Raw genomic sequence first — 23,489 nt, 5'->3', positions numbered from 1 at the left:
TAATGAAAAATTTTTTTTTCGTGCAATGTAAGATTATTCTTTAACAACATGAACACTAAATTTTGAATTTCCTTATTCATTTAAAACCTTACCATAGAATTTCACAATAGAGATATTTTCCATATAACACAGAAGATAATAAATATTTCGCAAATTAATGGCTGTTTAATTAAATATATTAATTGTTTTTTAGCGAATTTGACACATTTTCGCAATTTTGCAACAACTTATAAAGTAATTGTCCAAAATATATCATTGCCTTTACTTCACGAACACTTAAAAGGCGTTCTTTCTTTAAAATCAATAATGATGTTCCATTGGATTCTACATGATAATAAGGGTGGCTTTCAAAGAAAAGAATAAGCTCATCTGTAAATAAGGAGGATATTTGGGCTTGGTTTTCTGCTTTTAAATAAAAGCGTTTGTTGAAATCTGGGTGGTTTTCAATTTTTATATCCTTAAATCCGGCCAAACTATAGATTATATGTAAAAGACCTTCTTTGTCCAGAGTAAATACGGGTATTTCTTTCTGTAATTTTATATGCATCACAGTAGTTTTAACGACTTCCCGTGCATAGAACGCACCTTCGGTAAATTCTACATCAAGGACTTGTTGTTGACCGTTTTGATCAACAATATTGTTATAGAAATAACTTATTTCCCGAGCATTAAAAAAAACAAAGTCAGACAAGAAAAAACTGTTTGTATTCTTCTTAGGTATATACTTCCAATTAAATTCTTTGGCAGTTGTCTTTAATGATTGTTGTCTTTTGGTAAAATAACGCTCAATGGGCTTTAAGGAGGCAAAAGGAATCACTTTCCTTATCGCAAAAGGATGTTTGGAGCCCGTATCATGCTTATCCAGTCCAATGACTTCAAAATTACCCCCTCTTTTTTCAAAGGAGGCCATATAATTCTCTAAACCTTCCATTGCAGTGTGATCAACAAAACTACACATAGAAAAATCCAAGACAACTTCTTCATGCTCCGAAATAGCATCCAACTTGTTTTTTAGGCGATAAAAATTTAAGAAACTACAGAAATATTTTACGCTTACATAATAATTTCCGCCATCACTTTCCTTGAACATTAGAACATTAGGCTTAAAAAGATGGCTTATAAAAAGTCTCCCTCCTTTATTTATGAAAATATGAATTACGATAGTAATTAAGATACCGGCCGCTATGCCCGTAATTAAGTTGGTGAACAATGTGGTGATTAAGGTGACCAAAAAAATTACAATTTGCTCTCTTCCAATTTTGGCAATTTTACGTAAAGTCTTTGGGGTGGCCAACTTATAGCCAGTGTAAACCAAAATTGCAGCCAAAGCGGCCAAAGGAATCATTTTTAACTGTTCTTGAAAAAGAAGAACAAAGGCCACTAGGAAGAGCGAATGAAAGAAATTGGCAGACCTATTGGTAGCCCCGTTATTAACGTTCACAGAGCTTCTAGCAATGACGGCTACAACATTTAATCCCCCCAACAAACCACTTACAATTGTTGCAAAGCCCAATGCCTTTAGGTCTTTGTTTACATTTGACCTCCTGTTTTGTGGGTCCAATTTATCTACTGCTTTAATACTCAAAAGTGATTCAATGCTAGCAATCAAGGTTATTGCAAAAACAGCCAGAATAAAGTCTTTGTTTGCAATTTTGGAAAAATCTGGAAAAGCCATATTTCCAAAAACATCATCGGGTATATTTATTAAAAAAGATGAATTAAGTGGGTGTGCTTTTCCTATAGAGGCATATATATATCCAAACCCAATGGTAAGAATCAAAATCCACATTGGGGCCGGTATCAATTGAAAGTACTTATTCCTAATTTTAGAATAGAATATCATAATAAGCAGACTAATTATTCCTATACTAGCGGCTATGAGAATACTTTGGTTTTCGGACTGAAAGAGCATAATCATCCCCTTGGGAATACGATACAAAAGCTCAATAATACTTCCCTTTTCGGCATTATTGCCAATCATAATATGGAATTGCTTGGACAAAATGCCCAAGCCAATTGCTGCTAACATTCCTTCGATTGCGGAAGCAGGAAAAAAATCGGCCAACCGTCCCATTTTTAAAAAGCCCAATAACAACATTAACCCTCCCGAAACAACAATTGCTGCCAAAGTAAAGAGATATCCTTGGTACATATTACCATTGCCCAGAGTAGTTATAGCACCTAAAAGCACAATGACCAAACCATTTCCGGGTCCTGTTATGGTGACATTTGAACCCCCTAAAATGGAAGCAATTACACCCCCAACAACAGCGGCAATAATACCAGAGATGGGAGGAGCTTCACTTGCCAATGCAAGTCCCAGTCCCAAAGGCAATGCAATAAGCGAAACCACAAACCCAGAAAAAATATTCTTTGGTAAGGTTCCAATAAAGGTTTTTGAATGGTTTGTTTTTGACCCCAATTTAATTTCGGATTATTAAAATATCTGTTGGTAGATCAGATAGGATATATTCAATATCATGAGGGAAAATGCGGTCAAGGATACTGGTTTTTTTTGGCGCGTTCATAACCAATAAATCGGCCCTCACTACTTCTGCATAATGCCCAATGGAGTACCCTCTTTTTCCGAAAATACTTTGGGTCTTAATTTTTAGAGTATGTGTCAAGTCTTTTGGCAAAGCATCTATTATTTTACGAACCCGACTTTCTTCCCTGTGTTTAAGACGCTCTTTTAAAATGTTGGTCTTTTTTAATGATCGATCATCCTCAACAATGACTTGAATTTCTTTTTGTCTAATTTCTTCCACTACTGTAACTTGTTTTGACCCCAATAAATTGGCCACATAAAAAGCATCTGTAATTGCAACAGGAGTTTCAGGTGCATCGAGCCCATTTACCACAATATGTTGGCAGGGAACCCTTTCTTCGGAAGGTTTTATGAGCAATAATACAGAACAACAAACTTTACGGGTAAGTTTTCTTGCAATGGAACCTACATAAAACTGGTATAGGTTTTCATGTTGAAGGGCTCCAAGCATCAAAAGGTCAATGTTTTCTTCTTTACAACTGTTTAAAATTATTTCATATGGATCCCCTTCTTCCCATTTTATATCTATGGGTAAATTTTTATGCTCTATTTGATTTAGAAGCTCTTCAATATTTCTTTCTTTTTCTAAAGTTTTTTTACCCACATGCAGCAAAACAAGCCTAGAGTCAAAAAAATGAGCCACCCTAGAGGTTTCTAAAATGTTGGTTTTAAGAGATGGAGAAAAAGCAAAACCAAATAATATGGTGTTAAATGGCTGTGTTGAATTATTCATTCAAAAAAGTTTCGCCGACAATATAAAACAATTAAGTTGTTGCCCCAATTTAAAAGCAATACATTCCTAATTTGTTTCATCAACTATTTTGGAAATACCAAGTGGCTTTAAAAATCTATTTGTCTTGTTTAGCAATTAATAATGAAAGATGTTTAAATTTATGCGCAACAGAAAACTAAAAAACTAACCAATGCTAGAACTTGCAGGAATTATTATCCTTGGAATTATTGCCCAATGGGTAGCATGGAGGTTAAAACTGCCCGCTATTTTGCCGTTGATTCTAATAGGTCTATTAGTTGGGCCTATAGCTACTTTATATACAGAAGATGGTGGCAAATTGATAGAACCCATTTGGAACGGAGAAAAAGGGCTTTTCCCAGGGGAAGGTCTTTATTTTTTTGTTTCATTGGCCATTAGTATTATTCTTTTTGAAGGAGGATTGACTCTAAAGCGCTCAGAAATAAAGACAGTTGGACCTGTTATTACAAAATTGATTACTGTAGGAAGCGCAATCACTTTTTTTGGGGCGGGAGTGGCAGCACACTATATTTTTGGATTAAACTGGCAAATTAGTTTTTTGTTTTCAGCCTTGATTATTGTAACGGGACCCACGGTTATTACTCCCATTCTAAGAAACATCCCCTTAAAGAAAGATGTATCCACAGTTTTAAAATGGGAAGGAATATTAATTGATCCAATAGGGGCTTTGGCAGCAGTTTTGGTGTATGAATTTATTAGTGTTGGCGGAGGTGGAGAGGGTTACACTCAGACCGCTTTGGTAGAGTTTGTCAAGATTTTACTTTTTGGGACCACATTTGGGTTCACATTTGCCCATGCACTGGCTTTTTCCATTAAAAAGAAATTAATTCCCCACTATCTATTAAACGTTGCAACTCTATCTATAGTTTTGTTGGTTTTTGTTCTATCGGATATGCTTGCCCATGAATCCGGCCTTTTAGCTGTAGTGGTCATGGGAATGGTCATGGGAAATATAGATTTACCTAACCTTAAAGAACTATTATATTTTAAGGAATCGCTTAGTGTATTATTAATTTCCATTCTCTTTATCCTTTTGGCGGCCAATATCAATATAGCAGATTTAGAGCTTATTTATAATTGGAAAACAGCTCTTCTTTTTGTAGCAATTGTTTTTGTAGTTCGTCCTTTGGGAGTATTTGTCAGTGCCCATGGGTCCAATCTTAAATTTAACGAAAAGCTTTTTATTGGCTGGGTGGGCCCAAGAGGTATCGTAGCCGCCGGTATCGCTTCACTATTTGGATCAAAATTATTGTCTAAAGGGGAGATGGGAGCGGAATACATTACCCCTCTGGTTTTTATGATTGTACTGGGAACAGTTTTGTTAAATGCCACAACAGCAAGGGTTTTTGCTAAGTGGATAGGAGTATTCTTAAAAAAATCTGATGGAATATTAATTATTGGAGCCTCCAAAGTGTCCAGACTTATTGCATACTACCTAAAGGAGAACAATAGGCATGTGGTTGTAATAGACAACAACCAGAATAATGTGGAAAAAGCAAAAGCACTTGGATTGGAAGCAATGGTCGCCAATGTTTATTCCGATTCACTTACAGATAATATTGAGCTGAACGATGTAGGCTATTTAATGGCCCTTACAGGAAACTCTGAGATTAACAATTTTGTAATAGACAAGTTTAAAAAACAATTTGGTGAAAATGGTTCTTTTAGGTTGGTCAATACGGATGAAATGAACAATCCCGAAAACAATCCTAGAGAGGGGCTTTTTTCCCATACAGATGATTTTATTAAGCTGACGGAAACAGTTAGAAAATATCCATCAATAAATGAAATTGACCTAAATGACAAGGACCATTATGATAAGCTTATAGAAACCACTAAAGATGACGACCAGATAATCCCTATTTTTATAAAAATGCCAGATGGGGAACTTATAATAATTTCTTCCTTTAGCACAGAAATCAGCACCATTGAAAAAGGAAGTAAGTTGGTCTATATGGGCAAACGGTTTAAAGAAGAAAAACCCAACTAGTCGTTTAACTTTAAAACAGCCATAAATGCCTGTTGGGGTATTTCCACATTCCCTACTTGTCGCATTCTTTTTTTACCTTTTTTCTGCTTTTCCAAAAGTTTTCTTTTACGGGAAATATCCCCACCATAACATTTAGCGGTAACATCTTTTCTTAGCGCTTTAATAGTTTCCCTTGAAATAATTTTAGCGCCAATTGCTGCCTGTATGGGAATATCAAATTGCTGCCTTGGGATTAGTTCGCGTAATTTTTCACACATTTTTTTACCTATGTTCACGGCATTGTCAGCATGTATTAGCGCAGAAAGGGCATCAACAGGCTGAGAATTCAGTAAAATATCCACACGTACCAATTTGGAAGACCGCATTCCAATTGGGGCATAATCAAAGGAAGCATAGCCTTTTGAAACTGTTTTTAATCGATCATAAAAATCAAAAACAATTTCCGCCAAAGGCATATCAAAATTCAGTTCAACCCTTTCTGTGGTCAAATAAGTTTGATTGGTAATAACACCTCTTTTCTCGATACACAAAGACATCACATTTCCCACAAAATCGGATTTGGTAATTATAGTGGCTTTAATATAGGGTTCTTCAACCCTATCAATTGTGGAAGGGTCTGGCAAATCTGAAGGGTTGTTTACAATTATTGGTTTCTCTGGATCTTTTCTTGTAAAGGCATGGTAGCTTACGTTGGGGACGGTCGTAATTACCGTCATATCAAACTCACGCTCCAAACGCTCTTGAATAATTTCCATGTGCAGCATTCCCAAAAATCCACAACGGAAACCAAAACCAAGGGCTGCACTGCTCTCAGGGGAAAATACTAGGGAAGCATCATTTAATTGTAATTTCTCCATGGAAGAACGTAGTTCTTCAAAATCTTCGGTGTCAACGGGATAAATACCCGCAAAAACCATTGGTTTTACATCCTCAAAACCTTCTATGGCATTTTTTGTTGGATTTGCGGCGTCGGTTATGGTATCACCAACCTTAACCTCCCTGGCATCTTTTATTCCCGTAATAAGGTAGCCAACATCGCCAGTTTTAATACTTTGTTTAGGGTGTTGTACAAGTTTTAATGTACCCACCTCATCCGCAAAATAACTTTTATCCGTAGCAACAAATTTAATTTTTTGACCTTTTTTTATTTCCCCATTTATGACCCTAAAATACGTTTCCACGCCTCTAAAAGGATTGTAAACAGAATCAAAAACCAATGCTTGTAAGGATTCATCTGGGTTTCCTTTTGGGGCGGGGATTCGCTCAATAATAGCCGTTAAAATTTCTTCAATCCCAATTCCTGTTTTGGCACTTGCGGGGATAACCTCATCTGGACTACAGCCCAATAAGTCTACAATGTCATCTGTAACCTCCTCTGGATTGGCACTTGGAAGGTCCACTTTGTTTAGAACGGGAATTATTTCCAAATCATTTTCCAAAGCCAAATACAGGTTACTTATGGTCTGAGCTTGAATACTCTGTGCGGCATCTACAACCAATAAGGCTCCTTCACAAGCAGCAATGGACCTTGATACTTCATAGGAAAAATCAACATGGCCAGGGGTATCTATCAAATTAAGGATATATTCTTCACCATTGTAGGTGTAGTCCATTTGTATAGCATGGCTTTTTATGGTAATGCCGCGCTCTCGCTCCAAATCCATACTGTCCAACAGCTGATCCTGTTTTTCACGTTCCGTTACTGTTCCCGTAAAGTCCAATAACCTGTCTGCCAAAGTACTTTTACCATGGTCAATATGTGCTATAATACAGAAATTTCTAATCTTTTTCATACACTCAAATACAAATGCATACAGGCAAAAGCCTAAGCAACTGCAAATATAATTTATTTGCGCACCTAGAATTATGGAATTGTCTAAATATGAAGAAAATAATGGTGTAGGCACTATAAAGCGGTTAAAGTATACTCTTTTGTTAAGAAAAACTTAAATATTTTCTTAGATTTGGAGGCTGAACCCCCAAACTAAAGATGAAAAACCTATATCTCTTATTGATATTATCATTCATCAGCACCTTAAATTTAATCGCTCAAAACTATCAGGTTAGTGGTTTTGTTAAGGATGGCATTAATTCCCCTATTCCATATGCCAATGTTTTTTTACTTCAAATATCAGACTCAACAATTGTAAAGGGGGCTTCTACAAATGAAGAAGGACTTTTTAATATTAATGGAGTTGAACCAGCTCTATATTGGATCAGCGCAAGTTATATAGGGCAAACATCCAAACCTACAGCCATAGATGTTCAAAAAGACACCAAAATAGGGACTTTGGTTATTTTGGAGAGTACCGAAACCCTAGATGAAGTTGTAGTAATTGCAAAAAAACCCACCATAGAACGAAAGGCGGATAGGGTGGTTTTTAATGTTGAAAATACGGTTGTTTCACAAGGAAACACTTGGGACATCTTAAGAAGAACACCTGGGGTAATAATGGTACAGGACCAACTACAGATAGGTAGTAAAACCCCCTCTATTTACCTTAATGATAGAAAGGTGCAATTATCCCAATCTGAAATTAAAGATTTGCTAGAAGGGTTTTCCGGGGTAAACATTAAATCGATTGAATTGATAGAAAATCCACCTGCAAGGTATGACGCCGAAGGAGGGGCCATTTTGAATATTATAACCAGCAAGAGCATTACACCGGGCTATAAGGGAAGTGTAAACGCTAATTATACCCAAGCAATTTTTCCAAAATATAGTTTTGGCACCAGTCATTATTTTAAGGCAAAGAACTTAAACGTATTCGCAAACTATACAATTAATCCAAGAAAGGAAAAAGATAGAATTTATAGTAACCTTAACTACATAAACACCAGTGACAATATTTTTTCTATCTGGAATACGGACTACCATAAGACCACTAAATCTTTAGGGCAAAATGCAAGTGTAATTTTGGATTATGACCTTGATGACAAAACCAGTGTTAACCTAACAACCAACATATCTCTATCTCCCAACCGAACATATAATAACGCTTTGGATGGTGAAGCCTACAATGGGCAAAAACAGCTGGATTCTACTTTTTCTACCAAAAGCAACTTGGAAAATGACAGTAAGAATCTTGCTTTTGACCTTTCTTTTAAGCGTAAATTTAAAAAAGAAGGGGCCGCCTTAACCTTAAATGGGCATTATACAGCCTTTGATGAAACCCAGGTACAAGTGGTAAATACGGATTATTTTGATGCGACCAATGTTTTTTTAAGGAACAATAGTTTTGCAACCGATGCAATTCAGGATATTGAAATTGTCACAGGCCAAATAGACTATACCACTCCTATAGGAAGCACAATTTTTGAAACAGGGACAAAAGCTTCAATAATACAATCAACAAGCGGTTTGGACTTTTTTAACGGAATGGCAGGCAATCAAACGTTTAATTCAAGCTTATCCGATAATTTTGAGTATGACGAAAAAGTATATGCAGGATATTTAAGCATTTTAAAAAATTGGGATAAATGGACGTTGAAGGCCGGTGCCCGCGGCGAGTATACCGATGTAAAAGGAAAATCACTGACTTTAAATGTAACCAACATTCAACAGTATTTTGAGTTGTTCCCCAGCGCATATATACTACATACACCATCGGATAATCATAGTTTCTCTATTGATTATAGTAGAAAACTGTACAGGCCCAGATATGATGATTTAAACCCGTTTAGATATTTTCTTTATGAAAATGACTTTACAACAGGAAACCCAAACCTAAGACCTAGTTTTGTACATAGCTTTAAACTAAATTATACATTAAAAGGGGATTATTTCTTTTCCCTTTATTATACGGATAATGGAAGGGATATTAGCACTTTAAGCTTTCAGGACAACCAAACATTGACCCTGCATGCCATAAACCAAAATGTTCTTGAAAGTATTTCTTATGGATTGGATTTTACAATTAGTAAGTCCATTTTAAAAAATTGGTACCTGTATGCCTATACTTCATTATTTTATGAAGATGAGACTTTTGTTTCCGAGGAGACTAATGATGTTCCATATACCAATATTGTTGAAGGATTGTATTTTCAAATGGCCAATTATCTTACCCTTTCCAAAGACGGTACCTTTACTGGAGAAGTTGGGTTTTCCCATTTTACAGATTTCATTGCGGGAACCTACGTCATGGGACCAACTACCAACCTTAATTTTGGATTGCGCAAAACTCTTTGGGACAATAAAGCGACCCTTTCATTGTCGGTTGAAGATATTCTAAACACCGTAAGTACAGATTATCAGGCCAAGTTTTTAAACCAGAACAACTCCTATTTCCATCAATCCGAGTGGCAATTTGTCCGCTTGGGTTTTACTTATAATTTTGGAAACTTTAGGTTGAGTGATAACGAAAAGAATATAGACAAAAACGAGCGGGATAGATTATAGTATTAATCTTTCCACTCTGCAATAAATAAATTGGTATCGCGTGTTCCCCCGTTGTTTCTGTTACTGGAAAAAATTAATTTTTCACCATCATTGGAAAACACGGGAAAAGCATCAAATGTTTCTCCATGGGTAACTCTTTCTAGATTTTTCCCATCAACATCAATTAGATAAAGATTGAATGGGAACCCTCTTTCCGACTCATAATTGCTCGAGAAAAGAATTTTATCCCCAGAAGGATGAAAAAACGGGCTCCAATTAGCATTCCCCAAGAAGGTGAGTTGTTTTAAGTTGCTTCCGTCCGCATCACAGATAAAAAGCTCCATTTCCGTAGGCTGGACCAAGCCTTGAGATAAAAGTTCTTTGTATTCCGAAATTTCTTCATCGGTTTTTGGCCTAGAAGCCCTAAAAATTATTTTTGTTCCATCAGGAGAAAAGAAGGCACCACCATCATATCCCAATTCATCTGTTATTTGCACGACTTCACTACCGTCCAAATTCATGGTATATAGTTCCAGATCACCACTACGCATAGAGGTAAAAACAATTTTATCTCCTTTTGGTGACACTGTTGGTTCAGCATCATACCCCACCTCATTAGTTAGTTGGTTAACTATATTCCCTTCTAAATCAGCCACAAAAATGTCAAAAGAATCATAGACCGGCCAAACATATTTTCCATTTTTTCTAAGGGGAACCTCTGGACACGCTTTATCTACCAAATGAGTGGACGCATATATAATATGCTTGTTGTCCGGCAAGAAATATGAACATGTAGTTCTGCCCATCCCAGTACTTATCATTGGAGGGATATTATCCTCAAAAGTCTCACCAACTTCCATCAAAAACATCTGATCACATTCTACACCCCAGTTTGTATTATTGGATTGAAAAACAATATTCTTATCATCAAAACTCCAATAGGCTTCGGCATTATCACCACCAAAGGTGATTTGCTGTAAGGATTTAAAATGTTTTTCTTCTGGGTAAATGAGGGAATCTGTTTTTGTTTCAATTTCAACCGTGTTTTCTTCTGCAGTAGAGTTCTTTTTTTGACTTTGTTTACAGCTATTAAAAAGAAGAACTAAAAATAGAAAAGATATAATCCTCATAAGATGCTTATTTTTATGCAAAACTAACTTTTAAGTTATGAATAGAATATTTCTTTTTATGTTTTTTCTGGCTTTTATGTCTTGCAAAAAAAACGAAACGCCATTGGTTACTATTCAAGAGGATGTGGCTTTTTTGGCTAAAGATGAGCTAGAGGGTAGAGAAACGGGCACAGAAAATGAAGTAAAAGCAGCAACATACATTAAAGAGCGAATGGAGAGCATAGGATTACTGCCAATGGGATTGGATGGCACCTACTACCAAACATTTACTTTTAAACCAAAGAAAGGTCCACATGACGAGGTACAATTTGTTGAGAATGGAGATAGTATACTATCTGGTAGAAATGTAATTGGCTATGTGGACAATAAAGCCGAAAATACTATAATTATTGGAGCACATTTTGATCACTTGGGAATGGGAGGGGAAGGCTCCCTATATGTTGGGGAAGATATACACAACGGGGCGGATGACAATGCAAGCGGAGTAGGAGTATTATTAAAATTGGCCGAAAAACTTAAAGACACCCTGAATGGAAATAATTATTTGTTCATGGCCTTTTCTGGTGAGGAAATGGGTCTTTTGGGGAGTAATTATTTTGCAAAAAACCCAACCATTGATCTGTCCAAGGCAAATTGTATGATCAATATGGATATGGTAGGGAGATTACGGGAAGACAAAACACTTTCTGTGAGCGGAACGGGCACGGCTCCAATTTGGAACCAAGTACTGAATTCTGTAAACCCTGGATTTAAGCTTGTGTTGAAGGAATCTGGAATTGGGCCATCTGACCACACCTCGTTTTATCTACAGGACATTCCCGTTCTACATTTTTTTACAGGACAGCATGAGGATTACCACAAACCTTCTGATGATTTTGACAAGCTTAACTATGAGGGAATGGAAATGATATCGGGTTATATTGTTTCCACCATTGGAGAATTGGACGGTAAGGAGAAACTACAGTTTAGAAAAACCAAAAATGAAAGTGAAGAAACACCAAGATTTAAAGTAGGGTTGGGTGTAATGCCCGATTATCTTTTTGACGGCAAGGGAATGCGTATAGATGGTGTTAGTGAAGACAGGCCAGCTTTTAAGGCAGGACTCTTAAAGGGAGATGTGGTTGTAAAATTGGGAGATAGCACCGTGACCGATATGATGAGCTATATGAGGGCGCTTTCTGTATTTAAGGAAGGTGATAGCGCTGACGTAACGGTAAATAGGGATGGTGAAAGCATTGTAAAGAAAATAGATTTTTAACACTTGAAAAACAGATGTAATTCTAAAAGTCAACTTAAATATTGGCTTTTTTCTTTTTCCTTATTTTTGCATTTTTAAAGAAAACATATATTGCCTAAAATAGGAGACATAGAATTACCAGATTTTCCATTGCTTTTGGCGCCTATGGAAGATGTAAGCGACCCCCCGTTCCGAGCCCTGTGCAAGGAGCAAGGGGCAGATGTTGTGTATACAGAATTTATTTCCTCTGAAGGTTTGATACGTGATGCCGCAAAAAGTACCATGAAACTGGATATTTATGAAAAGGAGCGACCTGTAGGTATTCAAATTTTTGGTGCCAATTTGGATTCTATGCTCCAATCCATAGATATTGTTGAAAAATCCAAGCCAGATATCATAGACATTAATTTTGGATGCCCAGTTAAGAAAGTGGTGAGTAAAAACGCAGGGGCAGGGATTTTAAGAGATATTCCCCTCATGGTGAAGTTGACAGAGGAAATGGTGAAAAGGACGTCACTACCCATTACTGTTAAAACACGTTTAGGATGGGATTCCGATTCCATTAAAATTGTTGAGGTTGCGGAACGCCTGCAAGATGTTGGTATTAAGGCCATTGCAATTCATGGCCGCACAAGGGTACAGATGTATAAGGGCGATGCCAATTGGAAACCCATAGCCGAGGTAAAGAACAACTCTAGAATGCACATTCCCGTCTTTGGAAACGGAGATATAGACTCACCCGAAGCCGCCATGCGGATGCGGGATGATTTTGGTTTGGATGGCGCCATGATAGGTCGCGCTAGTATTGGGTACCCATGGTTTTTTAAAGAGGTAAAACATTTTTTTAAAACAGGGGAACATTGTGCTCCACCTACCATGGAAGAACGCGTAACTGCCGCTAGGAGACACTTGCAAATGTCAATTGACTGGAAAGGCGAAAAACTGGGCGTTTTTGAAACCAGAAGACACTACACCAATTATTTTAAAGGGATTCCAAACTTTAAGGAATATCGTATGAAAATGGTAACCAGTGATGAGTCAGCAGATGTTTTTGCCGCTTTTGATGAGGTACTGGAAAAATTTGGGGATTATCAATTTGTATAAAAACCCTAAGCAGACGCCACCAGTCTTTTGTTAATTCTACTGCTTGCTATTTTAGAGGCAATTATGCCCAATACGAGTATGGTTGCCAAAACTACAAGGACATTAATGTATTTAAACTCTACAGGGTAGGCCAGTGAAGGGGTTATTTTTAACCAACCAAACCATATTTGGGAGGCTATCAATAGAGCGCCCAATAACACACCAATTAATCCGCCCAAGCCTGTGACCAGAATTCCTTGGACAAAATAAATACGACGGAGCTCTTTTATGGTGGTTCCCAAACTATAGAGGGTTCGGGAGTTTTGTTGCTTGTCCAAAATCATCATTATAATGGCACCAACAACATTGAAAAGGGCAATAATGAGCACCAAGGTGAAAATTAGGTAGGTGGCTAAATTTTCGGTATTTAGCATACGGTACAAGGTGCCGTTTAATTCTTTTCTGTCTTTTAAAACCACGGCATCACCAAGAATAGAAGAGATATTGACCCTAATATCTGTTACATTTACCGACTCATCCAATTTAAAATTTATTCCCGAAACAGTTACTTCATCTTTCTCCAAAAGAGCCTGTACCAAGGGTAAATCTGCAAATACATATTTGTTGTCCAAATCATTTTCTATGGCATACACACCACTTATAATTACAGGCAATCTATTGAATAGATTATCAAAAGGATTGGTTGATGTTTGTTGAGAAATACTTCCCTTGCCAGGTTTAGGCGCTAAAACTGTTAAAGGATTCCGGCCATCATTGGTTGCCAAACCTAAAAGGTTTACAATACCTCTGCCCGCAACAGCATAATTTTGTTCTATTTCCCAACTACCGTAATAAATGGTACTGTCCATATGTGTGGTGGCCGTATAGTTTTCATCTATTCCCTTTATATAGGCTACATGACTTTTTTCTCTATAAGTGAGATATACCTGTTCCTCAATTTCTTTGGCATAGGATACAACACCATCTACTTGGGTGAGTTCCTTTTCTTGTTCGGATGAAACGGAAAAAAACTTACCAATTGTAGGTTGGGCCTTTAAGTCAGGGTCTGTAGATTCACTAAAGGAAAGGCTAAAAGTTTTAAGGCCGGCGAATCCAGAAAGAACAATAAAAAGAGCCATAGAACCAATTACAATCACCAAAAAAGTGACAAAGTTGATGATATTAACAACATTTTGACTGCTTTTGGACTTTACATATCGCTTTGCGATGTACAAAGGAAAGTTCAAAGTTTAAGACTTTTTTCTTTTTTCCAACAGGTCTCTGTTCTCAATAGGGTTTTCTTCTCCTTTTAGGGATTTTTCAATGCCCTCTATATATTCCAAAGAGTCATCCAAGAAGAACAAAAGTTCTGGAATTCTTCGTAATTGATTTTTGGTACGTTGCGCCAACTGGTGTTTTATAAGGGGTTGATTGGATTTCATCCCTTTTAACAATTCTGCCGCGTTCTTGGCAGGAAAGATACTAACATATACCTTGGCTATGGAAAGGTCTGTAGTGACCATTACTTTGGATACAGAGATCAATGTGCCCTTTAGGCCACCATCGGTTGCCGCACGTTGAAGAATGTCTGCCAAATCCTTTTGTATGACACCTCCAATTTTTTTCTGTCGTTGTGTTTCCATGCCGCAAAAATACGTAGAATTATATGTAAATTACAGGTTTAAGACTAAATTGGCACTAGTGAACAAAATAGAGCATATAGGAATTGCCGTAAAAGATTTAAAAGTTTCCAACCTTCTTTATCAAAAATTGTTGGGTGTTGCCCATTATAAAGAAGAAGAAGTAAAATCTGAGGGGGTTAAGACATCGTTCTTTAAAGTGGGACCCAATAAGGTGGAATTGTTGGAACCCGTTGACGCGGATGGCCCTATCGCCAAGTTTATTGATAAAAAGGGAGAAGGAGTCCATCATATTGCTTTTGCCGTGGATGATATAGTTGCAGAGATTAAAAGACTGGACAAAGAAGGCTTTGTTATTTTAAACAAAACCCCTAAAAAGGGCGCGGATAATAAGTTGGTGGCGTTTGTTCATCCCAAGAGTTGTAATGGGGTATTAATAGAGTTGTGCCAAGAAATAGAAGAATAAGCTGCTTTTGTTGGCTGTATGAGGTTGAAATTGTTTGCAACGTCTAAAAAATAGTAGTAGTTTTGCATCCGCTTGTCCGTTTACGGAATACAGCTGGTCCTATAGCTCAGTTGGTTAGAGCACCTGACTCATAATCAGGTGGTCCCTGGTTCGAGCCCAGGTGGGACCACACTTAACAAACAAAAGCCTCATAAATCATTGATTTATGAGGCTTTGTTGTTTTTAGAAAGATCAGCGAGATAATAGAATTCATGAATTTGAGGAAAATAGGGTGCATATCCCCTCTAAAATGGTTTTTGGGCTTGCCCAATATCTGGGCATTGGGTACATTTAAGAACTAACTACCCATAAATACACCTGAAAATGAAAACCAGTACAATTACCTTATTTACCCTTTTTTTTATTGGCATCTTGGCTATTGGACAATCCCAAGAACCGAAAAGATGGTCCGTGGAAAAAGCCAATGAGTGGTATGACAACCACACATGGTTAAACGGCGCAGATTTTGTTCCAAGTACGGCCATTAATCAATTGGAAATGTGGCAAGAGGATACTTTTGACCCAAAGACAATAGATAGGGAGCTGGGCTTTGCCGAGGGAATTGGGATGAACGTTATGCGTGTTTACTTGCATAGTTTGGCTTACAAGCAAGACCCAGATGGCTTTAAAAAGCGAATGGATACCTATTTAGAAATATCAAAGAATCATAAAATAAAAACCATGTTTGTGTTTTTTGATGATGTTTGGAGCAAAACCCCAAAAATAGGAAAGCAACCCAACCCCAAACCTGGAACCCACAACTCAGGATGGATTCAAGATCCAGGAGACCCAGCATCCTATGAAGCCAGTAACTTTCCAGAACTAGAGGCCTACGTCAAAGATGTAATGAAGACGTTTGCCAAGGATGATAGAATTCTTTTATGGGATTTGTATAATGAACCTGGCAACGAGGGTAAAGGCAACAAAACATTGCCGTTGTTGAAAAAAGTTTTTGGATGGGCAAGAGAGATAAACCCCTCGCAACCCATTTCGGCAGGGTTGTGGAAATGGGATTTAACAGAGTTGAACGCTTTTCAGGCATTGAATTCTGATATAATCACCTACCACGATTATGAAGGTCCAGAGCACCACAAACACATAATAAATCTTTTAAAAAGCCATGGAAGGCCTTTGATCTGTACGGAATATATGGCTAGGACCCGGAACAGTCGATTTTCTAACATTATGCCAATTTTAAAGGAAGAGAATATTGGAGCTATAAATTGGGGCCTTGTAAAAGGTAAAAGTAATACGATCTACCAATGGAATACCCCCATTCCCAATGGAGAGGAACCCATAGAATGGTTCCATGATGTTTTTAGGCAAGATGGAACCCCTTATCGCCAAGATGAAGTTGATTTAATTAAAAAGTTGAACGGGAAGCAATAACCCTATTTGATATAATCCAAACAATTTTTTTCTAACCTGTAGATAATGGGAGGACGATTTTGTACCTTTCTTTGATGTTCTTCGAAAGAGCGAATGAGAATTAAGGTATACCTTAATTGAATTGAACACTAAACCAATCGAAATTTTAGCAATTAAATAGTAAAGCACAATATCATGAACGAAAGAAGAAAATTTGTTAAACAATTAGGATTGGGAACCATGGGTGCTGGATTAATGACGTCTTTGCCACAATCTCTTTTTGCAAAAACAGGCCCCAGTTTTTCCTACCAAATTTCATTGGCTCAATTCTCATTGGCATCCGAATTTTTTACTGGAAAGCATGATACTTTGGAATTTCCTGCTCGGGCCAAGAACGAATATGGAGTTAATATTGTGGAGTACGTCTCTATGTTTTTTGCCGATAAGGCAAATGACAGCTTCTTTTTTAAGGAGCTAAAAACACGTACAGATGACATTGGAGTAAAAAACCACTTGATTATGGTGGATGATGAAAACATTGCCGACTTGGATAAAGCAAAAAGAGAACATGCGGTTGAAAGCCATTACAAATGGGTGGAAGCGGCCAAAATACTGGGGTGTAGCTCCATAAGGGTCAATCTGGGCAGTATTGAACAGACAGGTACCGCAGAAGAGGTGGCAGATGCAGCTATGGAAGGCTATAGCAAGTTATTGGAATATGGGGACCAGCACGAAATGGATATTATAGTGGAAAACCATGTGGGGCACTCTTGCAATGGTAAATGGTTGGCAGGAATCATGAAAGAAGTAAACCACAAACGGGCGGGCGTACTGCCTGATTTTGGAAATTTCTGTGTCAATAGGACAAAACCCGAAACCATGGATATTGCCGGCTATATGAATACCAAATGTTTGGAGCAGTATGACATGTACCTAGGTGTGGAAGAGCTAATGCCCTATGCTAAAGGAATAAGTGCCAAAACCCATAAGTTTGATGCCGATGGAAACGAGACAGAGATTGATTTTGGCAAAATGTTCAATATCATTAAAAAATCTGGCTTTAACGGAATCGTGGGGATTGAATATGAAGGAGGTCTAATGCATTTACAGGGTATGGAAGGCTATTTGAGCAATGAAGACGGAATACATGCAACAAAAAAATTGATAGAAAGAACAGTTAGACAGATTAATAAAAATCGCTGAAACCAATCTTCCTGAAGAATCAAAAAGGTTGCTCGCAGAGTTTCTCTGTTGTGCCGGAAATATGATTTATCGAACTAATAAGGGCATATATCAAACAAACCTTATTTACTATCTATTAAATGAAAATGTCTTATTCCAAGACCACCATCATTCATAACTTGTTTTATAACTTGGCAAGGATTCGGATACATGGTCGGATTCTATCATTTTACGGAGGCTAATAAAAATAATTACCATTTAAAAATGGCTTTTCATTTACAAAGACATAAGAAAACTTTGATACATATATCATTTTGGTGTGTATATGCCTCTGTTTTTCTTTATCGTATCAGTACCATTGATAATGGAGAGGAAACCAATTGGCCAAGAACACTAAAGGATTTTAGCTTTCATATGTCCGTTACAGTGATTCTAAGCTATTTAAACTATTATATATTCTTGCCTCGTTTTTTAAAGGATAGAAACTTAAAGAGATATGTGTTTCAGTTTTTTCCAATCTTCTTGGGACTATGGTATTTTTTGCTCTTGGGAAAGCGCTATATAATAGATGGTTTTACACACAACAGGGAATGGATGTATGAACCGAGGTTTATTATACAGCTGTTTTTTGGGGCTATTTTCGTGGTTATTTTTGTAGGACTGTTAAAATTTGTTGAAGATTGGTTTGAGTTGGAATCTCGCAAAAAGAAATTGGAAAATGAGCAACTTGCTTCTGAGCTCCGTTTTTTAAAAGCCCAAATTAACCCTCACTTTTTATTTAATACGCTTAATAATTTATACTATTTGGCTTTTACAAAATCACCCAATACCACAGAAGTAATAGCAAAATTGTCTGACATGATGAGGTATATGATGTATGATAGCAACCATTTTAGAGTACCCCTGGAAAAGGAGATAGAGTACATAAAAAATTATATTGGCCTAGAAAAGCTGAGAATGGACAATAAAGTTAAAATCAATCTTAAATTGGAAGGAAATACCAGCGGGGTATCCGTTGCCCCATTAATATTTATTACTTTCTTGGAAAATGCCTTTAAACATGGGGTTAGTAACTCAGACACTCAATCATGGGTAGAAGTATTTGTAAAAATTGATGGAAAGAAATGTCTGTATACCGTGAAAAACGGAAAAATTTCCGAATCCAATAAAACAGTCAAGGAGAAATATGGAATTGGTTTAAAAAATGTAAAAAGAAGGTTGGATTTAAACTATGAGGACAATTATGAACTTAAGGTTCAAGATATTGATGATTGCTACTGTGTGGAACTAAAATTGAATTTGGAATGAAATTAAAGTGTGTAATTATAGAGGATGAGCCATTGGCTAGAAATCTACTGCAGGAATATATAAACAAAGTACCCACTCTTCAATTATATCAATCATTTTCCAATCCATTAAAGGCAATGGAAGTATTGCATAGTGGTGAGATAGACATTCTGTTTTTGGATGTTCAAATGCCGGAGATTACAGGAGTATCCCTATTAAAAATCCTAAAGAAAAAGCCCATTGTAATTCTTACTACAGCCTATTCGGATTATGCCATAGAAGGATATGAATTGGATATCACGGATTACTTATTAAAGCCAATTACCTTTGAAAGATTTTTAAAAGCAATTGAAAAGGCAGCCCAAAGATTGACCTATACACCAGAGCCCTCAAAGGGGAAGGTCACTATTGAAGACACCCCCCTTATTACCCAACCTTTGCCCCAAGAGCCTTATATTTTTGTAAAGGACGGGTTTAAGCAAATAAAGATAAAGTTGAATGATATTATGTTTGTAAAAGGACTTAAGGATTACGTTTCGATCCACACTCCCCAACAAAAAATAATTACTTTACAGAAACTAAAAGGCTTGGAGGAATTATTGCCCAAAGACAAATTTATTAGAGTGCATCATTCCTATATAGTTTCTATGGATTGGATTACTGTTGTTCATAGACAAAAAGTGGAGATAGGAGACATTCCAATTCCAATTAGTGACACTTACAGAAAAGGGTTCAAAGAATTTATTGGCAAAAAATCATTCTGAGTAAAGAAACAGAAAATATTTAAGGTATTCTTAAAACAAATAGCCCAGACTTAGTTGTCTGGGCTATTCTGGTCTAGGGTAAACAACCCCCTTAAGCTTGGTCGGCTTAGTTTTTTTCCTTAAATGTTATAGATTTAACATTGATTATATCTTCATTCGGCTTTTCTGGTTTTACCATGATAAAATAAATATCATGCCTTCCATCAATAGGCTTGCCAAGTGTGGCCTCCAATTTTCTTGTGGTATTCCAACTACCTGTTGTTTCATAAGCTGTTTTGGCAATTACTGGACCGGCCTGCGAATCAATACGAACTTCAATCTCTCCTGTTTTGTCCTCCGCCGCATACTCGTAAACAAATTGTTTAATACCTGTAAGATCAATGTTTTTAAGCATGTAATGGGATTTATGATTGGCATTTGTTAAGCTATTTCCAAATCTTTGGAAGCCAACATAATCGTCAGCAAATACAGTTCTAACCTTTGCATTTCTAAGTTTAACAACATCGCTTTCTGTTAGTGGGCCAATTCCGTTGGCACCATTGTCCGTGTAGGTTGCCGTTAGCGTATATATCCCTCTGGGCTCATTTTGACTGTGTTCTTTAAATGTTATGGTGCCTTGGGAGCCCATACTGGTCACTTTATTTTTTTCGTTGGCCAGTGATAGTATGTACTTCACTATTTCATTAACATCTTGGGTTGAGAGTTGTGGATGAGCACTCATTAAACTTTCCCCCCAATTGCCACCACCACCTGCTATGATTTTTTTTGTGAGCATTGGCACGGCATTGGATTGACCCTTGTAACGTTGTGCCACATCCAGATAGGAAGGCCCAACGGACTTTTCACTTACAGTATGACAGGCTTTGCAGTCACTTTTTTCAATCAAAGAGTATCCATAGGGCATCGCTGTTGGAGAAACTGGAGCAGTATCGCCATCTACTGGTTTCAACATACTTGGTGAAGCATCATAGCCAAAAGTAACACTTACCCTCTGTGGGTTGATTTCCTTATCTTCCTTATCACTTACTTTTATGGCATACTTAAAAGGCTTGTTTTCCCAGAAAAAGGATTTATTCTGCGAGGAGGAAATAGCGACTTCTGGAAGCGCATTGCCTACTTTGACCACAACAGTGTCAACACCTGTAAGTCCATCTTGATCACTAATTTTAAGGATGGCATTGTAGATGCCAGGTTGGGTATATGTATGGATGGGATTTCTTTCTGTAGAAGTACGTGTTTCTCCCTCTAACAACCAATTGTAAGTGAGTTCATCGTCATCATCAAAATCACTGGAATCTCGGCTGCTGAACAATACACGCAAAGGAGCTTTTCCAATGGCTTCTTTTAAGACAGGTAATGTTCGTCGTTCAGAAGTCAGAAATACTTTTTGGGATAAATTGGCTTCGGCAAGAGAATCAATTACCGAAGCTTTGGCAATTGGAGCCCTATTTCCCCGATTGTATTCTATTTTTACGAGCCTTGCATCTTCATTATCAGCCCCATAAACAGAACCATATTCCAACATGTACATTACTCCGTCTTTTCCAAAAGCTAGATCAATGGGCCTTCTAAAATCGCCCTTTGCGGTCATGAACGGTTCTGCACGAAGAAAATTTTCATTTTCATCAAAACGAAGGGGCATTACCCAATTACGCATCCATTCAAAAACAAATAATGAACCATCATAATATTCTGGAAACTTTTTTTCTGATGGCGAACTTTCATCAAAGGTGTAAAATTCTCCAGCCATGGCGCTACGGCCTCCTTCTCCAAGTTCTGGAAACTCTGGGGATGCTGCATAGGGATACCAAATCATGGCAGGTTGTGCAGGAGGCAAATCTGTGAGACCTGTATTATTAGGGGAGTTGTTTATAGGAGCTTTAGGATCGTAGTAAGAACCTGCCGTTTGGGCAGCAAAATCCCACTCCACATAAGCTTGATTGTTCCCAACAAAATAAGGCCACCCATAGTTTCCAGATGTCTTAGCTTGATTAAATTCATCGTATCCTTTTGTGCCCTGTTCCCCATCTTCACCTGCATCCGGTCCAATTTCCCCCCAATAAACGGTAGAGGTTTTTGGGTTAATGGCAATTCGATAAGGATTTCTACAGCCCATAACATATATTTCCGGAAGGGTTTTTTCCATTCCTTTTGGAAATAAATTGCCCTCGGGAATTGTATATGACCCATCTGCTTCTGGATGAATGCGAAGTATTTTGCCTTTTAAATCATTGGTGTTGGACGCACTACGTTGTGCATCTAAACTATAGTATTGTTTTCCGGGTCTTTCGTCCAAAGGGGCATATCCATCTGAGGGGAAAGGACTAGAGCTATCCCCAGTGGAAAGGTATAAATTTCCTTCTTTGTCCCATGCTAAAGAACCTCCATGGTGTGAGCCACTATTTTCTTCAACAGGTACTTGGAGCAAAACCTTTTCTGATTTAACATCCAAAGTGTTGTTCTGTTGTAATACAAAACGGGAAAGGTTAAAAAGGATGGGTTCCTCATCTGTTGGGGGTGAATAATAAAGGTAGACATATTGATTTTCTTGAAAATCTGGGTCTAAAGTAATTCCAATTAGCCCAGTTCCACCCGTAGTGGCAACATCAAAACGATGTACTATGGATTGTTCTCCAGTTTTGGTATTGTACACGCCTAAATTGGCCGTACGAAGTTCCGTATAAAAAATCCGTCCGTCATCAGAAACCGCCACTTCCATAGGCGTGTTAAGATCATTTATCAGGACGGTTTTTTCAAAACGGTTTTCTTCGGGGGAAGTGATTGCTGTAGCTCTACTATAATCCAATATCCCATCTCCCATGGCATATGTTATTCCTCCTTGAAGATGCTCAAGAAAAAGAGGCTCGCTAAAAGAAGCATCTTCATGACCTCCCCCAGTGTAAAATGCCCTGCCACCATCAAACTCATGGTACCATGCTATGGGGTGATTGCCACGATTGGCCCCCCCTTCATATGATTCTTCATCTAGGTAGGCCAATACATTTAAATCTGGATAAAAAGACCTGTAATTGTACCATTCATCCTTACGTTCCCATTGATTGGGCAAGCCGGAAGTGGAGCTGTGATTTTTATCCACTACGTCAATAACTGCAGTGCGTACATTGGGGTTGTGAGGATGACTTGCAAAGTGGGCTCCCATTAGTTTATTGTACCATGGCCATTCATATTCTGTATCAGCTGCCGAATGCACTCCTACATATCCTCCACCAGCCTGAATATAGCGTTCAAAAGCTGCTTGCTGTTCTGCATTGAGCACGTTTCCCGTGGTACAGTTAAAAATTACGGCATCGTAATTTTTTAAATCATCATCATTAAAAATTTCTGCATTTTTGGAAATATCCACATGGTAACCATTCTCCTTTCCTAGTTTTAAAATGGCTTCATTTGCATAGGGAATGGAGGTATGAACCCAACCTTTGGTTTTTGAGAAAACAAGTACTTTAGGACCTTTATCTTGACAAGAAGACAATAGGATAAAAACTGAAATAGAAATAAAAAATAGCGTAAACCAGCTTTTTGAAAACATTATGTTTTTTAAGATTTTGAACAGAAACAAATGTGGTCTATATTCTTGTAAAGAAAAA

The 23,489-nt window shown here is 37.5% G+C and carries 16 protein-coding genes and 1 tRNA gene; 10 read left to right on the top strand and 7 right to left on the bottom strand.

What is annotated here, in order from left to right; genetic code table 11:
• Window positions 1–178: 178 nt before the first annotated feature.
• Window positions 179–2,422, bottom strand: a complete 2,244-nt coding sequence (locus tag GGR42_RS09495; protein WP_167963234.1) for a SulP family inorganic anion transporter — start codon at window positions 2,420–2,422, stop codon at window positions 179–181.
• Between the two features lies 1 nt (window position 2,423).
• Window positions 2,424–3,281, bottom strand: coding sequence for a universal stress protein (locus tag GGR42_RS09490; RefSeq protein WP_167963232.1), 858 nt, complete (start codon window positions 3,279–3,281; stop codon window positions 2,424–2,426).
• 190 nt (window positions 3,282–3,471) lie between these two features.
• Between GGR42_RS09490 and GGR42_RS09485 the strand changes: the two genes are divergently transcribed.
• The gene (locus GGR42_RS09485) at window positions 3,472–5,310 is read left to right on the top strand and encodes a cation:proton antiporter (protein WP_167963230.1); all 1,839 of its coding nucleotides are present in this window, start codon (window positions 3,472–3,474) and stop codon (window positions 5,308–5,310) included.
• Here GGR42_RS09485 and lepA read toward each other — a convergent pair.
• The gene (gene lepA, locus GGR42_RS09480; RefSeq protein WP_167963228.1) at window positions 5,307–7,103 is read right to left on the bottom strand and encodes a translation elongation factor 4; all 1,797 of its coding nucleotides are present in this window, start codon (window positions 7,101–7,103) and stop codon (window positions 5,307–5,309) included. The two genes, GGR42_RS09485 and lepA, sit on opposite strands and share 4 nt — an antisense overlap.
• Before the next feature lie 197 nt (window positions 7,104–7,300).
• On the opposite strand from lepA, the gene GGR42_RS09475 reads away from it, so the two are divergent.
• Window positions 7,301–9,709 carry an outer membrane beta-barrel family protein gene (locus GGR42_RS09475; RefSeq protein WP_167963226.1) on the top strand — a complete coding sequence of 803 codons (2,409 nt, stop codon included), beginning with the start codon at window positions 7,301–7,303 and terminating at the stop codon, window positions 9,707–9,709.
• A gap of 2 nt (window positions 9,710–9,711) precedes the next feature.
• On the opposite strand, the gene GGR42_RS09470 is transcribed toward GGR42_RS09475, so the two are convergent.
• The gene (locus GGR42_RS09470; protein ID WP_167963224.1) at window positions 9,712–10,818 is read right to left on the bottom strand and encodes a TolB family protein; all 1,107 of its coding nucleotides are present in this window, start codon (window positions 10,816–10,818) and stop codon (window positions 9,712–9,714) included.
• Between the two features lie 37 nt (window positions 10,819–10,855).
• On the opposite strand from GGR42_RS09470, the gene GGR42_RS09465 reads away from it, so the two are divergent.
• Window positions 10,856–12,076: a M28 family peptidase gene (locus GGR42_RS09465; protein WP_167963222.1), complete on the top strand. Its 1,221-nt coding sequence runs from the start codon at window positions 10,856–10,858 to the stop codon at window positions 12,074–12,076.
• Between the two features lie 90 nt (window positions 12,077–12,166).
• Window positions 12,167–13,159: a tRNA dihydrouridine synthase DusB gene (gene dusB / locus GGR42_RS09460; RefSeq protein ID WP_167963220.1), complete on the top strand. Its 993-nt coding sequence runs from the start codon at window positions 12,167–12,169 to the stop codon at window positions 13,157–13,159.
• A gap of 5 nt (window positions 13,160–13,164) precedes the next feature.
• On the opposite strand, the gene GGR42_RS09455 is transcribed toward dusB, so the two are convergent.
• A complete protein-coding gene (locus GGR42_RS09455) occupies window positions 13,165–14,385 on the bottom strand; it encodes an ABC transporter permease (protein ID WP_167963218.1) in 1,221 nt (406 codons plus the stop codon).
• Window positions 14,386–14,388: 3 nt separating this feature from the next.
• Window positions 14,389–14,781, bottom strand: a complete 393-nt coding sequence (gene rbfA / locus GGR42_RS09450; RefSeq protein ID WP_167963216.1) for a 30S ribosome-binding factor RbfA — start codon at window positions 14,779–14,781, stop codon at window positions 14,389–14,391.
• A gap of 58 nt (window positions 14,782–14,839) precedes the next feature.
• Here rbfA and mce point away from each other — a divergent pair, with 58 nt between their 5' ends.
• The 6 genes from mce (at window position 14,840) to GGR42_RS09420 (ending at window position 19,884) form a co-directional block, all read left to right on the top strand.
• A complete protein-coding gene (gene mce, locus GGR42_RS09445; protein ID WP_167963214.1) occupies window positions 14,840–15,244 on the top strand; it encodes a methylmalonyl-CoA epimerase in 405 nt (134 codons plus the stop codon).
• Window positions 15,245–15,339: 95 nt separating this feature from the next.
• A tRNA-Ile gene (locus GGR42_RS09440) sits at window positions 15,340–15,413 on the top strand.
• A 194-nt stretch (window positions 15,414–15,607) separates the two neighbouring features.
• Window positions 15,608–16,672 carry a cellulase family glycosylhydrolase gene (locus GGR42_RS09435; RefSeq protein ID WP_167963212.1) on the top strand — a complete coding sequence of 355 codons (1,065 nt, stop codon included), beginning with the start codon at window positions 15,608–15,610 and terminating at the stop codon, window positions 16,670–16,672.
• A 174-nt stretch (window positions 16,673–16,846) separates the two neighbouring features.
• Entirely contained in the window at window positions 16,847–17,854 is a 1,008-nt protein-coding gene (locus GGR42_RS09430; protein ID WP_167963209.1) for a sugar phosphate isomerase/epimerase family protein, read from the top strand.
• Between the two features lie 243 nt (window positions 17,855–18,097).
• Window positions 18,098–19,141, top strand: a complete 1,044-nt coding sequence (locus tag GGR42_RS09425) for a sensor histidine kinase (protein WP_167963207.1) — start codon at window positions 18,098–18,100, stop codon at window positions 19,139–19,141.
• Window positions 19,138–19,884, top strand: coding sequence for a LytR/AlgR family response regulator transcription factor (locus GGR42_RS09420; RefSeq protein WP_167963205.1), 747 nt, complete (start codon window positions 19,138–19,140; stop codon window positions 19,882–19,884). Before GGR42_RS09425 ends, GGR42_RS09420 begins: the two co-directional genes overlap by 4 nt.
• Window positions 19,885–19,990: 106 nt before the next feature.
• Here the strand turns inward: GGR42_RS09420 and GGR42_RS09415 are convergent, their stop codons facing one another.
• Window positions 19,991–23,431: a ThuA domain-containing protein gene (locus tag GGR42_RS09415; RefSeq protein ID WP_167963203.1), complete on the bottom strand. Its 3,441-nt coding sequence runs from the start codon at window positions 23,429–23,431 to the stop codon at window positions 19,991–19,993.
• Window positions 23,432–23,489: the final 58 nt, after the last annotated feature.

Source organism: Saonia flava (assembly GCF_011927795.1).
In the GTDB taxonomy this organism is placed as follows: Bacteria; Bacteroidota; Bacteroidia; order Flavobacteriales; family Flavobacteriaceae; genus Saonia; species Saonia flava.
This window is presented reverse-complemented; position numbering and strand designations above follow the sequence as displayed.